14 protein-coding genes are annotated in these 17,417 nt (G+C 64.5%); 6 read left to right on the top strand and 8 right to left on the bottom strand.

Translation table 11 applies throughout. The features are described 5' to 3' along the window. Positions 1 to 98: 98 nt before the first annotated feature. Positions 99 to 998, top strand: coding sequence for a LysR family transcriptional regulator (locus QYH69_RS15165; RefSeq protein WP_308832684.1), 900 nt, complete (start codon positions 99 to 101; stop codon positions 996 to 998). Positions 999 to 1,012: 14 nt separating this feature from the next. Here the strand turns inward: QYH69_RS15165 and QYH69_RS15160 are convergent, their stop codons facing one another. The 7 genes from QYH69_RS15160 to QYH69_RS15130 form a co-directional block, all read right to left on the bottom strand. After that, on the bottom strand, positions 1,013 to 1,852 hold the full coding sequence (locus QYH69_RS15160; RefSeq protein WP_308832683.1) for a DUF2242 domain-containing protein: 840 nt from the start codon (positions 1,850 to 1,852) through the stop codon (positions 1,013 to 1,015). Between the two features lie 139 nt (positions 1,853 to 1,991). Then, positions 1,992 to 3,161, bottom strand: a complete 1,170-nt coding sequence (locus QYH69_RS15155) for a hybrid sensor histidine kinase/response regulator (protein ID WP_308832682.1) — start codon at positions 3,159 to 3,161, stop codon at positions 1,992 to 1,994. Between the two features lie 9 nt (positions 3,162 to 3,170). Beyond that, complete coding sequence (locus tag QYH69_RS15150; RefSeq protein WP_308832681.1) at positions 3,171 to 3,803, bottom strand: chemotaxis protein CheB; 633 nt, start codon at positions 3,801 to 3,803, stop codon at positions 3,171 to 3,173. A 149-nt stretch (positions 3,804 to 3,952) separates the two neighbouring features. After that, positions 3,953 to 4,801, bottom strand: coding sequence for a CheR family methyltransferase (locus QYH69_RS15145; protein WP_308832680.1), 849 nt, complete (start codon positions 4,799 to 4,801; stop codon positions 3,953 to 3,955). Between the two features lie 61 nt (positions 4,802 to 4,862). Then, complete coding sequence (locus tag QYH69_RS15140; RefSeq protein WP_308832679.1) at positions 4,863 to 8,510, bottom strand: response regulator; 3,648 nt, start codon at positions 8,508 to 8,510, stop codon at positions 4,863 to 4,865. 202 nt (positions 8,511 to 8,712) lie between these two features. After that, complete coding sequence (locus tag QYH69_RS15135) at positions 8,713 to 9,066, bottom strand: hypothetical protein (protein ID WP_374992423.1); 354 nt, start codon at positions 9,064 to 9,066, stop codon at positions 8,713 to 8,715. A 51-nt stretch (positions 9,067 to 9,117) separates the two neighbouring features. After that, entirely contained in the window at positions 9,118 to 9,360 is a 243-nt protein-coding gene (locus tag QYH69_RS15130; protein WP_308832677.1) for a hypothetical protein, read from the bottom strand. 227 nt (positions 9,361 to 9,587) lie between these two features. Between QYH69_RS15130 and QYH69_RS15125 the strand changes: the two genes are divergently transcribed. Continuing rightward, complete coding sequence (locus QYH69_RS15125) at positions 9,588 to 10,316, top strand: FadR/GntR family transcriptional regulator (RefSeq protein WP_308832676.1); 729 nt, start codon at positions 9,588 to 9,590, stop codon at positions 10,314 to 10,316. Positions 10,317 to 10,497: 181 nt separating this feature from the next. Here the strand turns inward: QYH69_RS15125 and QYH69_RS15120 are convergent, their stop codons facing one another. Continuing rightward, positions 10,498 to 12,240: an IlvD/Edd family dehydratase gene (locus QYH69_RS15120; RefSeq protein WP_308832675.1), complete on the bottom strand. Its 1,743-nt coding sequence runs from the start codon at positions 12,238 to 12,240 to the stop codon at positions 10,498 to 10,500. A 320-nt stretch (positions 12,241 to 12,560) separates the two neighbouring features. Here QYH69_RS15120 and QYH69_RS15115 point away from each other — a divergent pair, with 320 nt between their 5' ends. The 4 genes from QYH69_RS15115 (at position 12,561) to araG (ending at position 17,381) form a co-directional block, all read left to right on the top strand. Continuing rightward, on the top strand, positions 12,561 to 13,484 hold the full coding sequence (locus QYH69_RS15115; protein WP_075159229.1) for a dihydrodipicolinate synthase family protein: 924 nt from the start codon (positions 12,561 to 12,563) through the stop codon (positions 13,482 to 13,484). Positions 13,485 to 13,571: 87 nt separating this feature from the next. After that, the gene (locus tag QYH69_RS15110) at positions 13,572 to 14,501 is read left to right on the top strand and encodes a Gfo/Idh/MocA family oxidoreductase (protein ID WP_308832674.1); all 930 of its coding nucleotides are present in this window, start codon (positions 13,572 to 13,574) and stop codon (positions 14,499 to 14,501) included. 212 nt (positions 14,502 to 14,713) lie between these two features. Next, positions 14,714 to 15,718 (top strand): arabinose ABC transporter substrate-binding protein, encoded by a 1,005-nt coding sequence (locus tag QYH69_RS15105; protein ID WP_308832673.1) that lies wholly within the window; start codon positions 14,714 to 14,716, stop codon positions 15,716 to 15,718. A gap of 118 nt (positions 15,719 to 15,836) precedes the next feature. Next, positions 15,837 to 17,381: an L-arabinose ABC transporter ATP-binding protein AraG gene (araG, locus tag QYH69_RS15100; protein WP_308832672.1), complete on the top strand. Its 1,545-nt coding sequence runs from the start codon at positions 15,837 to 15,839 to the stop codon at positions 17,379 to 17,381. Positions 17,382 to 17,417: the final 36 nt, after the last annotated feature.

The following is a 17,417-nucleotide window of genomic DNA, read 5'->3' as shown; positions in this document are numbered from 1 at the left end:
TACGTGCATGAACGTCTGAGTGGCTTTCAAAGATAGGTCCAGTCCGTTGGCCTGACTAGCCATATAATCAAGGACGACTTGTTGAGCAATTCAGGACAATGGAAACTTCCGGGCTGACCGAACTGGAGGCCGTGCTCGCCGTCGCACGTCATCGCAGCTTCCGCGCAGCGGCAACCGAACTGGGCGTGTCGAAGTCGGCGCTGAGCCATGCCATTGCAGCGCTGGAAGCGCGTATCGGCGTGCGGCTTTTCAACCGGACCACGCGCAGCGTTTCGTTGACCGAGGCCGGCGCCCAGTTCGCCGACAGCGTCGCACCGGCGCTCTCGGCAATCCGCAGTGCGCTCGAGCAGGCGGGGAGCCACCGCGACACCCCATCGGGCACTTTGCGGATCAATACATCCGTGGGGGCGGCTCGCCAGGCGATGCCGATCTTTATCGAATTCCTGCGCCGCTACCCGGAGATGAAACTCGACATCGTGACCGAGGGCCGCATGATCGACATCGTCGTCGAAGGCTTCGATGCGGGCATCCGCCTCGCGGAAACGGTGCCGCAGGACATGATCGCAGTGTCGTTGGGCCCGATGCTGCGATTCGCGGTGGCGGGCAGCCCCGCGTACTTCGCGCAGCATCCGCCGCCGCGCACGCCCGCCGATCTCGACGCGCACCGCTGTATCCGCACGCGCATGCCGAGCGGCGCGATTTACCACTGGGAGTTCGAGCGCCATGGCGAGGCGCTGACGGTCGACGTGAAAGGAGCGATTACGCTCGACGATGCCGAACTGATGCTATCGGCCGCGCGCGCCGGCCTCGGGCTTACATACCTGAGCGAATGGACAGTCGGGGCGGATCTGAAAGCCGGCACGCTGCAGCGCGTGCTGGCCGACTGGACGCCGCCGTTCGATGGCCTATGTCTTTACTATCCGGGGCGGCGTCACGTGCCCGCGGGGCTGCGGGCATTGATCGACCTGATTCGCGAACGCGCAGAGGCAAACGCATAAGGCTTGCTCGAGGCCTACTGCGCTTGCGGCGCGATCGTTGGGCTCGACGCAGGCGAGGCAGCGGCCGCATGCTCCGCGATGGGCTCGAGGGCCGGCGCCGTGACGGCGGCGGCCGGTGCGGACGTCGCAACCGCGCTCGACGCAGCCGCCGCCGGCAGCGCCTGCGCAGGCGTCGCCGTCACCGGAAGCGCGGCGATCGGCGTAGGCGGCGGCGTGACGGTCACGGGCGCCGCAACGAGCGCCGGCGCAGGCAGCGGCAACGGATCGCCAGGCAACGACGTCGCATCGACCGACGCGCCCGGCACCGGCGCCGTACGTACGGAGGCTTGCAGATAGCGCCCGACCAGATCGAAGAACCGGTCGTAGAATCTGCCGGACTGAATCGTCTCGCTCGAGATCTTGACCATCGCGTCGCTGTTCGAGCGAATCGGCAGCGACAGCGAGCCGAGAATGCTGAGCCCGACGCTGGCCGACGTGTCGCTCTTCTTCAGCGCATAGCCGTTTTGCACGGCGTTCGCGTAGACGACGCTCGAATTCGCCGCATCGTCGCCTGCTGTACACACCACGTGAAATTCGACGGTGTAGTGCGAGTCGCTTGCGGGCTGGAAATTTTTCGACGCATCGATCGAGTCGGGCCGCGCGGCCGTCGTCATATAGCCCTGGCTCAGCAGCGCGCGCCGCGCCGAATCGCATGCTTCCGCGCTCGACACGGTGAACGTGTGCATGAACGGACTCATGTCGCTGCTGAGGAATTCGTCCTGCAGCTTCGGTTTGGGCGTGGATGTACACGCGGCAAGCGCGAGGGCGAACCCGGGCAGCAGCACGAGCGCGAAGCGGGATGGACGGATGAGCATATTGAACACGAGCGAGTCAGCGAAACAGCGGCGCAACGAAGCGTCGGCGCGCGACGCCTCGAAACAGCCGGGAAGCATTGTAGAGCGGTTCGCCCGCGCGAGGTAAAACCGCGCCGTTTTTGCAACGCTGCCTGTGCGGTCAGCGAGACATGCCGGGCGCTGCGCGCGGCAATTCGATCGTAAAAACGGTGCCGCGTTCCGCGTCCGACGCGCCGCACACTTTGCCGCCGTGCATTTGCACGATCGTACGGACGATATGCAGGCCGAGCCCGAGACCTCCGCGAGGGCGGCCGTCCTTGGGTTGTGCGGCCGCGGAGCGGTTGTCGATCGCACGCCGGCCCGGCGTGGTGCTGCCGAACGCTTCGAACAGATGCGGCATCATGTTTGGCGGAATCGCGCCCCCGTTCGTAATGGTCAGCGTAATGTGAGCGGACTCTCGCCCTGCTTCGCCGCCGTCGATTTCGACGGCAATGCCGCTGTCCTGCGCGCCGTGATGCAATGCATTGCTGATCAGATTGGAAATCGCTTGCCACAGCAGATCGGTGTCCCAGCTGCCGGTGCAGTTGCCGCGCGCATCGAGTGCGATGCGTTCGACGCCCTCCTGCGTCGCAAACTCTTCGATCACCGAACGGCAGAGCGCCGCGAGGTCCGCGTTGCGCGGCGCAAGCGGCATCCGGCCGCCTTGCAGCCGCGCGAGGTTCAGCAGTTGATGCACCATCCGCGACATCCGCATCGAGCTGTTCCTGATGCGGTTCGCGACCGTCGCCGCCTGTTCGTCCGGCGCGATGCGCGCAAGGTACTCGGCCGACGCGAGCACGGTCCCCAGCGGCGTGCGCAGATCGTGTCCGAGCACGGCCATCAGCATCTCGTTCGCTTCGAGCAGCTGACGCGTAGCGAGCAGCTGCTCGGCGAGCTGCCGCTTGTGCTGCTCGAGCTGCACGAACACATCGACCTTCGATTGCAGAATGCGCGGATCGAACGGCTTGTGCAGGAAGTCGACGGCGCCCGCTTCGTAGCCGCGGAACGTCCGGGACGCGTCTTCGGTGGTTGCGGTCAGGAAAATGATCGGTACGTGCGACGTGCGCGGGCTGCCGCGCATCAGCGATGCGAGTTCGAAGCCGTTCATGCCCGGCATGTTGACGTCGAGAATCGCAAGCGCGGCATCGTGCTTGAGCAGCAGATCGAGCGCCGCGGTCCCCGAGTTGGCGACGAGCAGTTCGACACCGGGACGCGACAGCAACGCTTCGAGCGCCGTGATGTTATGTGCGGTGTCGTCGACGATCAGGATATTGACTGATGGATGCGCCATGGCGTCGGATCACGATGAGGCCTGCAACGCGGCGAGCCGCTGGGCCATGAGAGTTGGAGAAAGAATTTCGTCGACCGCTCCCCGAGCGATCGCCGCGCGCGGCATGGTAGCCGAGCTTGCCGTTTGCGGGTCCTGCACCCACGCGATGCCGCCCATTGCGCGGATCACTTCGAGGCCATGCGCGCCGTCGTCGTTCGCGCCCGACAGCAGAACGCCGAGCAGCCGCGACGCGTACACATGCGCTGCGGATTCGAACAGCACGTCGATCGACGGTCTCGAGAAACGCACCGACGAATCGACCGACAGCGCAATCGTGCGATCGTCGTCGACGAGCATGTGATACCCGGGCGGCGCGACGTGCACACGGCCCGCGACGACGCTTTCGCCCGAATCCGGTTCGACGACCGGCAACCGGGAGCGGTGTCGCAGCGATTCGACGAGGTAGCTGGGCCGGTCGGCCTGCAGATGCGAAACGACGAGCACGGCCGACGCAAAGGCGGGCGGCAGCGCAGCCAGCAGCATCGCGATCACTTCGATGCCGCCCGCAGACCCGCCGAGCACGACCGCGTCGAATGCGTCCAACGCGCGCGCGGAGCGGCGCGCCTTTGGCGGGGCGGCGGCACTGGCTCTGTCGTCTCGCATACGGTTCCTGTTCAGTCGTTCGATCGTGGTGGCGCCGATTCGATGCCGGATCGAATGCCCCCGGTTTAACGGCCGACTAAGCGGCCGGTCAAGCGTCGAATTTAGCGCCGATCCGCGCGCGGCGTTCAACGCTGCGTTCGTTGCAGCATTTACCGTTTCTGATAGATGCGCTCGGGTTCCCGAAACTCTTCGAATCCGTCGTAGTGGTTCGAAAAGCGCAGGCTTTCCTTGCTGCCCAGCCCTAGAAAGCCGCGCCGCACGAGCGAGCGGCTGAAAAGGCCGAGCGCGCGGTCCTGCAGACCGCGATCGAAATAGATCAGCACGTTGCGGCACGACACGAGATGCGCTTCGAGAAACACCTCGTCGGTCGAGAGGCTATGGTCGGCGAACACCACGCGGTCGCTCAGCGAACCGGCGAAGCGCGCGCCGCCGTACGCCGCATGATAATAGTCGGACAGCGAATGCTTGCCTCCCGCCGCAAGATAATTGCGCGTAAAGCCGGCCACGCGGTCGAGCGCGTAGATGCCCGCTTCGGCGCGCGCAAGCGCGCCCGGGTTGATGTCGGTCGCGTAGAACAGCGTTCGTTCGGTCAAACCTTCTTCGTCGAACAGAATCTTCAGCGACCACAATTCCTCGCCGGTGCTGCAGCCGGCTACCCATACCTTGATCGACGGATACGTTTGCAGCAGCGGCAACACGTGTTCGCGCAGCGCGAGGAAGTACTGCGGGTCGCGGAACATGTCGCTGACCTGCACCGTCAGGTAGTGAAACAGCCGGCCGAATTCGTCCTCGCTGCGCATGATGCGGTCCTGCAATTGCGATAGCGTGGTCACGCCGAATTCGTCGAGCGCCTGGGCAAGCCGGCGCCGCAACGACGACATCGCGTAGTGACGGAAGTCGTGCTGGTACTTGAGGTAGATCGCTTCAAGCAACAGCTTCAGCTCGATGTCGAAATCGTGCATCCGCTGCGGCGACAGCTCGTAGGACGAGCGGGTCATCGGGTTCATCTCCATGCTGATGCGGCTCTCCGTTCGGTCCGGCATACGCTCGATCGGGCGGCTATCGCTGCCGCAGCCACACGCGGCATAGCGAGATCAGCTTGTCTACGTCGATCGGCTTCGAAATATAGTCGTCGGCGCCCGCTTCGAGACAGCGTTGCCGGTCGTGCGCCATCGCCTTCGCGGTCAGCGCGATGATCGGCAACTGCGAGAAGCGCGGATTCGCGCGAATCTGCGCCGTCGCGGTCAAGCCGTCCATCTCCGGCATCATGATGTCCATCAGCACGAGGTCGACATCGACGCCCTGTTCGAGCAGATCGAGCGCTTCGCGGCCGTTGCGCGCGATTTCGAGCCTCGCGCCGAGCGGTTCGATCACATGCGATAGCGCGAAAATATTGCGCACGTCGTCTTCCGCGAGCAGGATCGTGCGGCCTTCGAACGCGTTGTCGCGTTGCCGCACGGTGCGCAGCATCCGTTGCTGTTCGGGCGCAAGCGACGATTCGACGCTGTGCAGAAACAGCGTCACTTCGTCGAGCAGCCGCTCGGGCGATTTCGCCCCTTTGATGATGATCGATTTCGAGTAGCGCCGCAGTCGATGTTCCTCGTCGCCCGACAGCATGCGACCCGTGTAGACGATCACGGGCAGCGTCTGCAGAGCCGGATCGGCAGCCATCCGTTCGAGCAGGTCGTAGCCGGTGCCGTCGGGCAGCGCCAGGTCGGTGACGACGCAATCGAACTGCGTGCGCTCGAGTTCTTCGAGCGCTTCTCCGAGCGTCGCCACGGCGACGATCTCGGTGCTTTCGCCTTGCAGCAGCGCGCGGATGCTTTCGCGCATCGCGCGGTCGTCTTCGATCACGAGCACGCGCTTCATATGCTGCTGCAGGCGCGTTTCGAGGCGGCGAATCGCGGCCTCGAGCGTCGTGCGCGCGGTGGGCTTCAGCGTGTAGCCGACCGCGCCCAGATGCAGCGCCTTTTCCGCATGGTCGGTGGCGGACACGATATGAATCGGAATGTGGCGCGTGTCCGGATCGTTCTTCAACCATTCGAGGACCGTCAAACCCGAGCGGTCCGGCAAGCCGACGTCGAGCAGCACCGCGGTCGGCTGCAGGTCGCGCACCATCGCGACGCCGCTCGCGGCGTCGGTCGCGTGGATGAAGTCGAATTCGAGTTCATGCGCGAGATCGCGCAGGATCTCGGCGAATGCAAGGTCGTCTTCGACGGCAAGAATCAGACGCTGGTCGTGCTTGCGGTTGTCGCGGTCGTCGTCGATCGGCTGCCGCGCCGCGTCGGAGCGCAAGCCACCCGACGCGCGCGTGCCGTTAAGCGTGCCCGCTGCCGATGCGTCCGATGCGCGCGGCGCGGCGCTGCCTCTGCCGGCCGGCGCGGCAGCGCCGCGCTCGGCGTCGCGCGCCGTGGCCGGCGTGCCCGCCGCACCCGGTGCGCCCGATACACCCGACGATGCGCCGTGCAGTTCGCCCGCCGGTGTCGGCACGGTCCGCGCCGCGGGCGCCGCGGCTTCAGCCGGGGACTCGGTCGGCAGCCACAGCGTGAACACGCTGCCGCGGCCGAGATCGCTGACTACGCCGATGCGTCCGCCGAGCAGCCGCGCGAACTCGCGCGAAATCGACAGCCCGAGGCCGCTGCCGCCGTACTGACGGCTCGTGGACCCGTCCGCCTGCTGGAACGCGTCGAAAATCATCTCGAGCTTGTCCTCGGCAATACCGATGCCGGTGTCGCGCACGTCGAAACGCAGCAAGCCTGCTTCGTCGGCGGCGACGTTGAGTGCGACTTCGCCGCGCTCGGTAAACTTCAGCGCGTTCGAGAGCAGGTTGCGCAGAATCTGCGTCAGACGCTGGCCGTCGGTGACGATCGTATTCGGCACGCCGGGCGCGCGCTGCGCGGAGAATCGCAGATGCCTCGCGGCTGCCATCGGCTCGAACATTTCGCGCAGCGACCGCAGCAGCGCATCGATCGACACGCTGACGGGCTCGATCGTAATCTGCCCGGCCTCGACCTTCGACAGATCGAGAATATCGTTGATCAGCACGAGCAGGTCGCTGTTCGATGCGTGAATCGTTTCCGCGTAGCGCACCTGTTCGCTGGTCAGATTGCCGTTGCGGTTTTCCTGCAGCAGTCTCGCGAGAATCAGCGAGCTGTTGAGCGGTGTACGCAGTTCGTGCGACATGTTGGCGAGGAACTCCGACTTGTAGCGGCTCGATTGCTCGAGCCGCGCGGCGTTCGCGGAGAGTTCGCCCTGCGCGGCGATCAGTTCGGCCTTCTGCCGTTCGAGCCGCTGCGCGTATTCCTCGAGCTGCACATTCGTCTGTTCGAGCTCCGCCTGCTGCGCTTCGAGCCGCGCCTGTGATTCGACGAGCGCGTGCCCGCGTTCCTCGAGTCCTTCGTTCGACACGCGCAGCTCTTCCTGCTGCACCTGCAGTTCCTCGTTGAGCTGCTGCGTTTCGGCGAGCGCATCCTGCAGCCGCTCGCGATAAAGTGCCGCTTCGATAAAGTCGCCGATGCTCGTGGACACGAGCTGCAGGAATTCCTGATCGCGGACGCTGACGGGCCGCATGAAGCCCATTTCGACGATGCCATTCACCATGCCGTCGTTTTCGATCGGCTGCACGATTACGCTGGTCGGCGTGCCCGCGCCCGTACCCGAGACGACCTTGATGTAGTTGTCGGGCACCTGTTCGAGGACGATCGTCCGGCGCGAGAAGGCCGCCTGGCCGACGAGGCTTTCGCCGTCATGGAAGTTGCGCGTGTTCTGCTCGCTTTCCGCGCTGAAGCCGTAAGTCGTGACGCGCCGCAATTCGCCGTTGACCCGGTCGCGCACATACAGCGCGGCCACGACGACGTCGAGGTACTGCGCAAGAAACTCGAGAATCGCACGGCCCACGAGCGGCGCCGTCGCCTGTCCGACCACTTTTTCCGCAAGCAGCCGCTGGCCCGAACGCAGCCACACCTGCTGCTGCAACTGCTCGGTGTGCGCGACCTGCTGCCGCAACACGGCGTCGTAGTTGGCGGAAAGATTGAGCAGATCGCGGCGGCCGCGAAACGCGAGCAGTGCGCTGATCAACACGCTGAACACGAGGAACACGACGACCGTCGTGCCGGTCAGGCTGCGCGCCGCATCGGACCGCTGGCGCCGCAGGTCTTGCTCGATTTCCAGAAACTCGCCGAATATGCGGCGCGTCTCGTCGAATTCGGCCTTGCCGCGACCGGCGGCAACGACATCGCTGACGTCCTGGTGCTTGCGCTTTGCGTCGATCATTTGCTGCGCGTAGGTGTTCCAGCGCGCCTGGATCGCCTGAATGGTCTTCAGCTTTTCGATTTGCGGCGGGTTGTCCGAAACCAGCCCGGTCAGCTCGGCGATCTGCGACTGGAAGCGCGGCTGGCCGGCCTGATACGGCGCGAGAAACGCGTCGTCGCCGGTCAGCAGGAAACCGCGCAGCGACGACTCGCGGTCGACCGCGAGGCGCAGCGCCTCGTTGGCATCGCCGATCACGCGCTCCGAGTGTTCGACCCAGTTCACCGTCGAGACGAGGTACGCGATCAGCACCGCGAACACTGCGACCGTAACGAGCCCGACCGCGAGCGGCAATGCGATATTGCGCCGGATGATGCGCCTGAAATTCGCCTCGTCGACGGTTGCGACAGCCGCATTCCTGTCGGGCTTCGCGTCCGCTTGTTCTAGTGATGTGGGCATGTTTGGCTGGAATGGCTTGGTCTTGGCGGATTGTCTTATACCAAGGCCGGCTGTCGCAATGCGGAGCGAAATGACCGGCCGTCGAGCGTCGGAAGTATCACATAGACGCTTTGCCTGCGTGTTTCAGCAGCGCAGGGCGCCGCGGCCGGTTCCGGCGGCGCTTACGGCGTGAAATGTTGGACGGAACTGTCGAGCGTGCCTGCTACTGGCTCGCGCCCTGGCCGATGCCGGCCTTTCTTTGTGCGTTCTGCAGGTCGTCCGGATAGTTCGGATCGTCGCGCCCCGGCTGGTAACCGTGCTGTTCGAGCTGTTTGAGTTCGGCAGTGCGCTTCGCGCGTGCCTCCTTGCGCGCCTGTTTTTGCGCGGCCTTGCGCTGCGCCCTGGTCATGCTTGCGGCGCCGGGTGCCGCGCTCGTTGAGGGGTTTGCCGTCTGGGCTGCCGCGCTGCCTTGCGTGCTGCCCGTCTGTGGGTTGTCCTGCGCGACGGCGCAGGTTGCCGCGCCGGCGGCGAGCGCTGCGCCGGCGAGCCACGCGGCGAGCTTCGTCTTGTGCTTCATCGCGTATCCGTTATGAGCCGAAGTCTTCATCTGCATAATTCTCCTTGAGTTTTACTTCCCATCATTGTTGGACGACGAGGACTGGAACATCTTCTGGCATGGAGGCGATAGCTGATCGTAGTGCTGCTTCATGCAGGCCTCGATCTTGTCCTTGTTCGGAATTTCCGCTGAGCAAAGCCGGAAAGCGTCGCGGCGGCACGCCTTGTTGCCGTCCTGCTCCGATGACGCGGCGAATGCGACCTGGCAGCCCAGGGAAACCAATGCAAGCAGTCCAGCGAAGAATTTGCGTTTCATTGTCATGTCCCTCGCAAAAAGCGGTACGACTTCCGCTAACCTGCCCATAGCAAGAAGCGAACCTGCTCGCCGCACCTGGTCTCTGCACCAGGCAACAACTCGTGACTCGCATGCTATGCTTGGCTCACCCCGGCGGGCCCCGCCCAGTGTGCCGGTCCACAGCGGCCTGACCGCCATCGGTTCCGCGCACAAAGTCCGCATTCGAGCGGCTTCGAAAACAAACGGCAATGGACTATCGGCACCTCCAGAAACGAAAAAGCATGCATGCCCGCATCGTGCAGGAACTGGGCATCGAAATCGTCAGCGGGCGGTTGCAGCCGGGCGAACGGCTGCCGGCGGAATCCACCCTCTGTGAACAGTATGGAGTGAGCCGACCCGTTCTGCGCGAAGCGACGCGCGTCCTCGTGGCGAAAGGGCTCGTCGTTTCGAAGCCGCGTGTGGGCAGCATCGTGCGCGGTCGCGACGAGTGGCACATGCTCGATCCCGACGTGCTGTACTGGACGCTCAACAGCATCCCCGAAGGCGAGTTCTTCCGCGCGCTGATGACGGTGCGGCGCATCATCGAACCGGCGGCCGCGGCGCTTGCGGCGACAGCGGCCACCGACGAAGACCTCAAACGGATCAACTCCGCGTACGACCAGATGGAACACGCGCAAAACGCCGGCGCGCTGCTCGAGCCGGACCTCGAATTTCACCGCGCCATCATGGCTGCAACGCACAACGACATGCTCGCGTATATCGGCAACATGATGTCGCTTGCGCTATCGGAGTCGATCAAGCTGACGAGCCGCCACCCGGATACGCACGCGTTGTCGCTGCCGCGGCATAAGGCGATTCTGACGGCGATCCTGAATCGCGATGCGCTCGGCGCGCGGCAAGCGAGCCTCGTGCAGCTCGAAAACGCGCGCGTCGATGCCGATTCGATTCTCGGGCTCGCGGCGCGCGGGCTAGGCTAGCCGGGCCGAGGGAGGACGCGGGGCGCGCGCAGACTCGCCGCGCATCGCGGCTGGCGCGTCCTGGCAAATGTGGTTGCCGGCGCAACTATCACGCCGGCTTCTCGCGAGGGAGGAAGCGGAAGAGAATCGGGCGCGCAAGGGCCTCCTCGACGGCCCTTGTTTGCGCCTGACAGGCCGATCGTCAGTGCGAGTGCGACGGCACTTCCGCACCGCGGCAACCGACGAGGAAGTCGAAGTCGCAGCCTTCGTCGGCCTGCAGCACGTGCTCGACATACAGGTTCCGGTAGCCGGTCGCATCCTTCGGGTTCGGCTTTTGCATTTCCTTCCATTCGGCAAGGCGCGCGACCATCTCCTTTTCGTCGATATCGACGCGCAGCTTGCCGGCCTCGCAGTCGAGTTCGATCCAGTCGCCGTCGCGCACGACCGCAAGCGGTCCGCCCGCGCGCGCCTCGGGCGCGACGTGCAGCACGACGGTGCCGTACGCGGTGCCGCTCATGCGCGCATCGGACACGCGCACCATGTCGGTCACGCCTTGCGCGAGCAGCTTCGGCGGCAGGCCCATGTTGCCGACTTCGGCCATGCCCGGATAGCCCTTCGGACCGCAATTCTTCATGACCAGCACCGAATCGGCGGTGACGTCGAGCTCCGGGTCGACGATGCGTCTCTTGTAGTCGTCGAAGTTCTCGAACACGACTGCGCGGCCGCGGTGCTTGAGCAGCGCGGGCGTGGCCGCCGACGGCTTCAGCACCGCGCCGTTCGGCGCGAGGTTGCCGCGCAGCACGCACAGACCGCCGTCGGCGACGAGCGGCTTGTCGAGCGGGCGAATCACTTCGTCGTTATAGTTCGGCGCGTCCTTCACGTTGTCCCACAGCGAGTGGCCGTTCGCTGTCAAGGCATCCGGGTGCGGCAGCAGGCCCGCTTCGCCGAGGCGGCGCAGCACCGCGGGCAGGCCGCCCGCGTAATAGAACTCTTCCATCAGGAAGCGGCCCGACGGCTGCAGGTCGACCACGGTCGGCGTGCCGCGGCCAATGCGCGTCCAGTCGTCGAGCGAAAGATCCACGCCGATGCGGCCGGCGATCGCCTTCAGGTGAATCGCCGCATTCGTCGAGCCACCGATCGCCGCGTTCGCGCGGATCGCGTTTTCGAATGCTTCGCGCGTGAGCAGTTTCGACAGCCGCAAATCTTGCAGCGCCATCTCGACGATACGCATGCCGGACAGATGGGCGAGCACATAGCGGCGCGCATCGACCGCGGGAATCGCCGCATTGTGCGGCAGCGTCACGCCGAGCGCTTCGGCCATGCACGCCATCGTCGATGCGGTGCCCATGGTGTTGCAGGTGCCGGCCGAACGCGACATGCCCGCTTCGGCCGACATGAACTCGTGAATCGAAATCTTGCCGGCCTTGACCTGTTCGGACAACTGCCAGACGACGGTGCCCGATCCGATATCGCGGCCATGATGCTTGCCGTTCAGCATCGGGCCGCCGGTCACGAGAATGGCCGGCACATCGCAGCTTGCGGCGCCCATCAGCAGCGCGGGCGTGGTCTTGTCGCAGCCGGCGAGCAGCACGACCGCATCGATCGGATTGCCCCGGATCGATTCCTCGACGTCCATGCTCGCGAGGTTGCGCGTGAACATCGCGGTGGGCCGCAGATTCGACTCGCCATTCGAAAACACCGGGAACTCGACGGGGAAGCCGCCCGCTTCGAACACGCCGCGCTTTACGTGTTCGGCGAGCTTACGGAAATGCGCATTGCAAGGGGTAAGCTCCGAAAACGTATTGCAAATGCCGATGATCGGCTTACCGTTGAATTCGTGATCCGGAATGCCCTGGTTCTTCATCCAGCTGCGGTACATGAAGCCGTTCTTGTCGGCGGTGCCGAACCACTGGGCCGAGCGGAGCTTGCGGGGTTGATCAGTCATGTTGTCTCGATCGATTTTGTTCAATATAGTAAGACTATATGCGATGCCGGGTGTCTGTGCCAAGCCTTGCTGTAGCTAGACTTTTGGTTGCGGCGGCGCCCGTCGAATTCTGGAGCGCGTTGGTCAATGACACCAGTATTACGTGCCGCATACCGGGAATTTACTCTCACTGGCAGACAAATAGAATGACTTTTTATGCTGCGAGAATGGGGGAAAACACTAATCACTAGACGGATCGCTCGCGCATATAGTTTGGCTAATTCAAGATTGCGCCCGGGTTTTACCCGCTGTGCACGGCAGAACAACAGGAGTCTCAAATAGTGGTTAACTCGCCTCGCTTCTCCGGTCTTTTCCCCGTCGCGCCGACACCGTTTACCGCGTCGGGAGAACTCGACCTCGACGGCCAGCGGCGCGTGATCGATTGCATGGTCGATCAGAAGGTCGACGGCATCTGCATTCTCGCGAATTACTCTGAGCAATTCGTGCTGACCGATGCGGAGCGCGACACGCTCGTCGATCTGTGTCTGTCGCATACGGCGGGCCGCGTTCCCGTGATGGCGACCTGCAGTCACTTCAGCACGCAGATCGCCAGCGAGCGCGCGCGGCGCGCTGTCGCGGCGGGCGCGAGCATCATCATGGTGATGCCGCCGTATCACGGCGCTTCGCTGCGCGTCGATGAAAACGCCATGTTCGAGCACTTCGCGCGCATCGCCGATGCGGCGGGCGTGCCCGTCATGATTCAGGATGCGCCGCTTTCCGGCGTTGCGCTGTCGGTGCCGTTCCTGGTCCGCGTCGCTAAAGAATTGCCGCTCGTGCGCTACTTCAAGATCGAAGTGCCGGGCGCGGCCGCGAAGCTGCGCGCGCTGATCGCCGCCGGCGGCGACGCGATCGAAGGGCCGTTCGACGGCGAGGAAGCGATCACGCTGATGCCCGACCTCGACGCCGGCGCGACCGGCACGATGTCGAGCGCGCTGCTGCCGGACCTGATCCGTCCTGTGTTCGACGCGTTCCGCGCCGGGCGCCGCGACGAGGCGCGCGCCGGCTACGCACGGATCCTGCCGCTCATCAACTACGAAAATCGCCAGTGCGGGTTGCGTGCGACCAAAACCGTCATGATGGAAGGCGGCGTGATCAGGAGCGATGCGGTGCGTCATCCGCTCGAAGCGCTGTCGGGTGCGACGCGCGCTGAACTGCTCGAACTCGCGCGCGAAGCGAATCCGCTCGCGCTGCGCTGGGGTCATTGAAACGCGCGGCAAGCGGGACACTCGGCGCGGATGCGAGTGCGGTCAATCAGCACGTAACCGTTAAAACAGCAGCAATAAAGCGGCAGTATGAACAGAAAACTTTCGATCGGTATCGTCGGCGTCGGCAAGATCGCGCGTGACCAGCATCTGCCCGCCATTGCGGGGCTCGAGCGCTTCGAACTCGTCGCGTGCGCGAGCCGCAATGCGACAGTCGAAGGCGTGCGCAACTATCCGACCATCGACGCGCTGCTGCAGGGCGAGCCCGACCTCGATGCGATTTCGCTGTGCGCGACGCCGCACGTGCGCTTCGATCAGGCGCGCGCCGCGCTCGCGGCCGGCAAGCATGTGATGCTCGAAAAGCCGCCCGGCGCGAGCGTGCACGAAGTCGAAGTGCTGCGCGAGATGGCGCGCGCGGCGGGCCGCACGCTGTTCGCGACCTGGCATTCGCGCTATTCGCCGGCCGTCGAAGTGGCGCGTGATTGGCTTGCGCAGCGCGCGATTCAATCGGTTCATGTGCGCTGGAAAGAAGACGTGCGACGCTGGCATCCGGGCCAGGAGTGGATCTGGACGCCGGGCGGTCTCGGCGTGTTCGATCCGGGCATCAACGCGCTGTCGATCGTCACGCGCATGCTGCCGCGCGAAGTGATCCTGAAGTCTGCGGAGCTTCATGTGCCGTCAAACCGTCAGGCGCCGATCGCTGCCGAACTCGATTTCGTCGACGAAGCGGGCGTGCCTGTGCATGCGTCGTTCGACTGGCGCTATGGCCCGGTCGAGCAATGGGAAATCGAAGTCGCAACGACCGACGGCACGCTGTTCCTCACGGAAGGCGGCAAGCGTCTGTCGGTCGCGGGCAAGCCCGTCGATCTCGGGGCGGAACGCGAATATCCGGCACTGTACGAGCGTTTTCAGTGGTTGATCGATCACGGCGAGCAGGACGTCGACGTGCGTCCGCTGCGCCTGGTGGCTGATGCGTTCCTGCTCGGCAGCCACCATGCAGTCGAGCCTTTCGAGGACTGAACGGGAAAAATCCGGGTAACGAGAGAAAAGCGGCGCCGCGTGCACCGAGGGCATCGACGTGCGCAAAACAAGCCGCAATTGAAGTAACCAGCGTATCCGAAGCAACAGGAAGCGCACTTGAAGTAACAAATGCAACCAGAGCAACCAGAGCAACCAAGGCAATCAACGTATTCAACCGCACCTACGGTTCAACGACTCAAAAGGAGACACGCATGACCAACCCGATTCGCCGCCTGACGCTGTCCGCGCTCGTGGCCGCCCTGTGCGCGGCGCCGTTCGCACTGCCTCTGTCCGCGCACGCCGACGCACCGCTGAAAATCGGCGTGCTCGTGAAGATGCCGGAGCAGGCGTGGTTCATCAACGAGGAAAAGGCAGCGACCGCGCTTGGCCAGAAGGAAGGTTTCTCGGTGGTGAACATCGGCACGCCTGACGGCGAGAAAGTGCTCGCCGCGATCGACAATCTCGGCGCGCAAGGCGCGCAGGGCTTCGTGATCTGCCCGCCGGACGTGCGTCTCGGACCGGCGATTCAGGCGCGCGCAAAGCGCTACAACATGAAGTTCGTGACCGTCGACGACCAGCTCGTCGATTCGACCGGCAAGCCGCTCGCGGGCGTGCCGCACCTCGGCATGTCGGCGTTCAAGATCGGCAATCAGGTTGGCCAGGCGATCAGCGACGAAATGAAGAAGCGCGGCTGGAAGCCGGAAGAAGTCGGCGCGATCCGCATCACCGACTACGAACTGCCGACCGCAAAGCTGCGCACCGACGGCGCGACCGAAACGCTGCTCGCCAACGGCTTCAAGAAGGACAACATCTTCGACGCGCCGCAGAAGACGACCGACGACGAAGGCGGCTTCAACGCGGCATCGCCGGTTCTGTCGAAGCACCCGAACATCAAGAAGTGGGTGATCTTCGCGCTGAACGAAGAGACGGTGCTCGGCGGCGTGCGCGCGACCGAGCAGGTGCATATCCCGGGCTCGGACGTGATCGGCGTCGGCATCAACGGTGCGGGCGAAGCGTTCGCCGAGTTCCAGAAGAAGGAACCGACGGGCTTCTACGGCACGATCGCAGTGAGCTCGACAAATCACGGCAAGCAGAGCGCGCAGAACCTCGTCGACTGGATCAAGACGGGCAAGCAACCGCCGGCTGATACGCAGACCACCGGCAAGCTGATGACGCGCGAGAACTGGAAGGACGTGCGCACGGAACTCGGGATTTAAGGCAGGGCGGGTTTCGGCAGGCCGGGCCACCCGGACCACCGGGAGGCCTTTGCGCACGGCTCGGCCTGATGTAGCGCGCAGTTGCAGGTTTGCGGGATGCATAACGGAAACATCAACGATGACGGTCAATGCGGAAACAAGCGCCGCTGCGCAGCAAGAGCGGCCGCGCGCCGAAGGCGGCACGTATCTGGAGCTCGACGGAATCTCCGTGAGTTTCCCGGGCGTGCTTGCGCTCGACAACGTGTCGTTCCAGGTGCGCAGCGGCGAGGTGCACGGCCTGATGGGCGAGAACGGCGCGGGCAAATCGACGCTGCTGAAGGTGCTGTCGGGCGTGAATCAGCCCGCGTCGGGTGCGCTGCGCCTCGCGGGCATCGAGCACAAGTTCACGACGACGAAAGCGGCGATCGAGGCCGGCATCGCAATCATCTACCAGGAGTTGCATCTCGTTCCTGAGCTGACGGTTGCCGAAAACCTGATGCTCGGGCAATTGCCGAACCGGTTCGGCGTGCTCGACGAAAAGGCGCTGGTCAAGCGCGCCGTCGACGAGCTCGAGCGTCTCGGCGAATCGATCGATCCGAACACGCAGGTCAAGCGCCTGTCGATCGGGCAGCGGCAGATGATCGAGATCGGCAAGGCGCTGATGCGCGACGCGCGCGTCATTGCGTTCGACGAGCCGACGAGTTCGCTGTCCGCCAGAGAAACGGAGAATCTTTTTCGGATCATCAATGCGTTGCGTGCGCAAGGTCGCGCGGTGATCTACGTCACGCACCGGATGGATGAAGTCTACGAACTGTGCGACCGCGTCACGGTGTTCCGTGACGGGCGTCGCATCGAAACGTTCGACTCGGTTGCAGACCTCGACCGCGACCGGCTGATCAGTTGCATGGTCGGCCGGTCGATTCGGGACGTCTACGGGTACCGTGCCCGCGAGACCGGCGCGGTACAGCTCGAAGTGAAGGGGCTGCTAGGGCCGGGGCTGTCGGAACCGGTGTCGTTTGCCGCGAGGAAGGGCGAGATCGTCGGCTTCTTCGGACTCGTGGGCGCGGGTCGCTCCGAGCTCATGAAGCTGATCTACGGCGCCGTTACGCCGACCGGGGGCCATATCGAACTGAACGGCCAGCGCGTGGCGTTCTCGACGCCGCGCGACGCGGTGCGCGCCGGCATTGCGCTGTGCCCCGAAGACCGCAAGCAGGAAGGCATCGTCGCGATCGCGTCGGTGGCCGACAATCTGAACATCAGCGCGCGGCGACATTTCAGCGCGGCGCGCTTTCTGTTGAACGGAAAGCGCGAACGCGACCTCGCGCGCGAATATATCGACAAGCTGTCGATCAAGACACGCAACACCGAGACGGCGATCGGTACGTTGTCGGGCGGCAATCAGCAGAAGGTGATTCTGTCGCGCTGGCTTGCCGAGCGCATCGACATCTTCCTGCTCGACGAGCCGACACGCGGCATCGACGTCGGCGCGCGCTCCGAAATCTACGAACTGCTGTACGAGCTCGCCGAAGCGGGACGCACGGTCGTCGTCGTGTCGAGCGATCTCGCCGAAGTGATCGGCATTGCCGATCGCGTGCTGGTAATGAAAGAAGGGCGCGTTGTCGGCGATCTGCCGAAGGCGCAGGCCACCCCTGACCAATTGATCAAACTGGCTCTGCCGCATTGAGCCGCCGAAAGCAACGGCGTGCGGGCTAGCGCGCCA

The organism is Paraburkholderia sp. SARCC-3016 (assembly GCF_031119615.1).
Lineage (GTDB): Bacteria > Pseudomonadota > Gammaproteobacteria > Burkholderiales > Burkholderiaceae > Paraburkholderia.
This window is presented reverse-complemented; position numbering and strand designations above follow the sequence as displayed.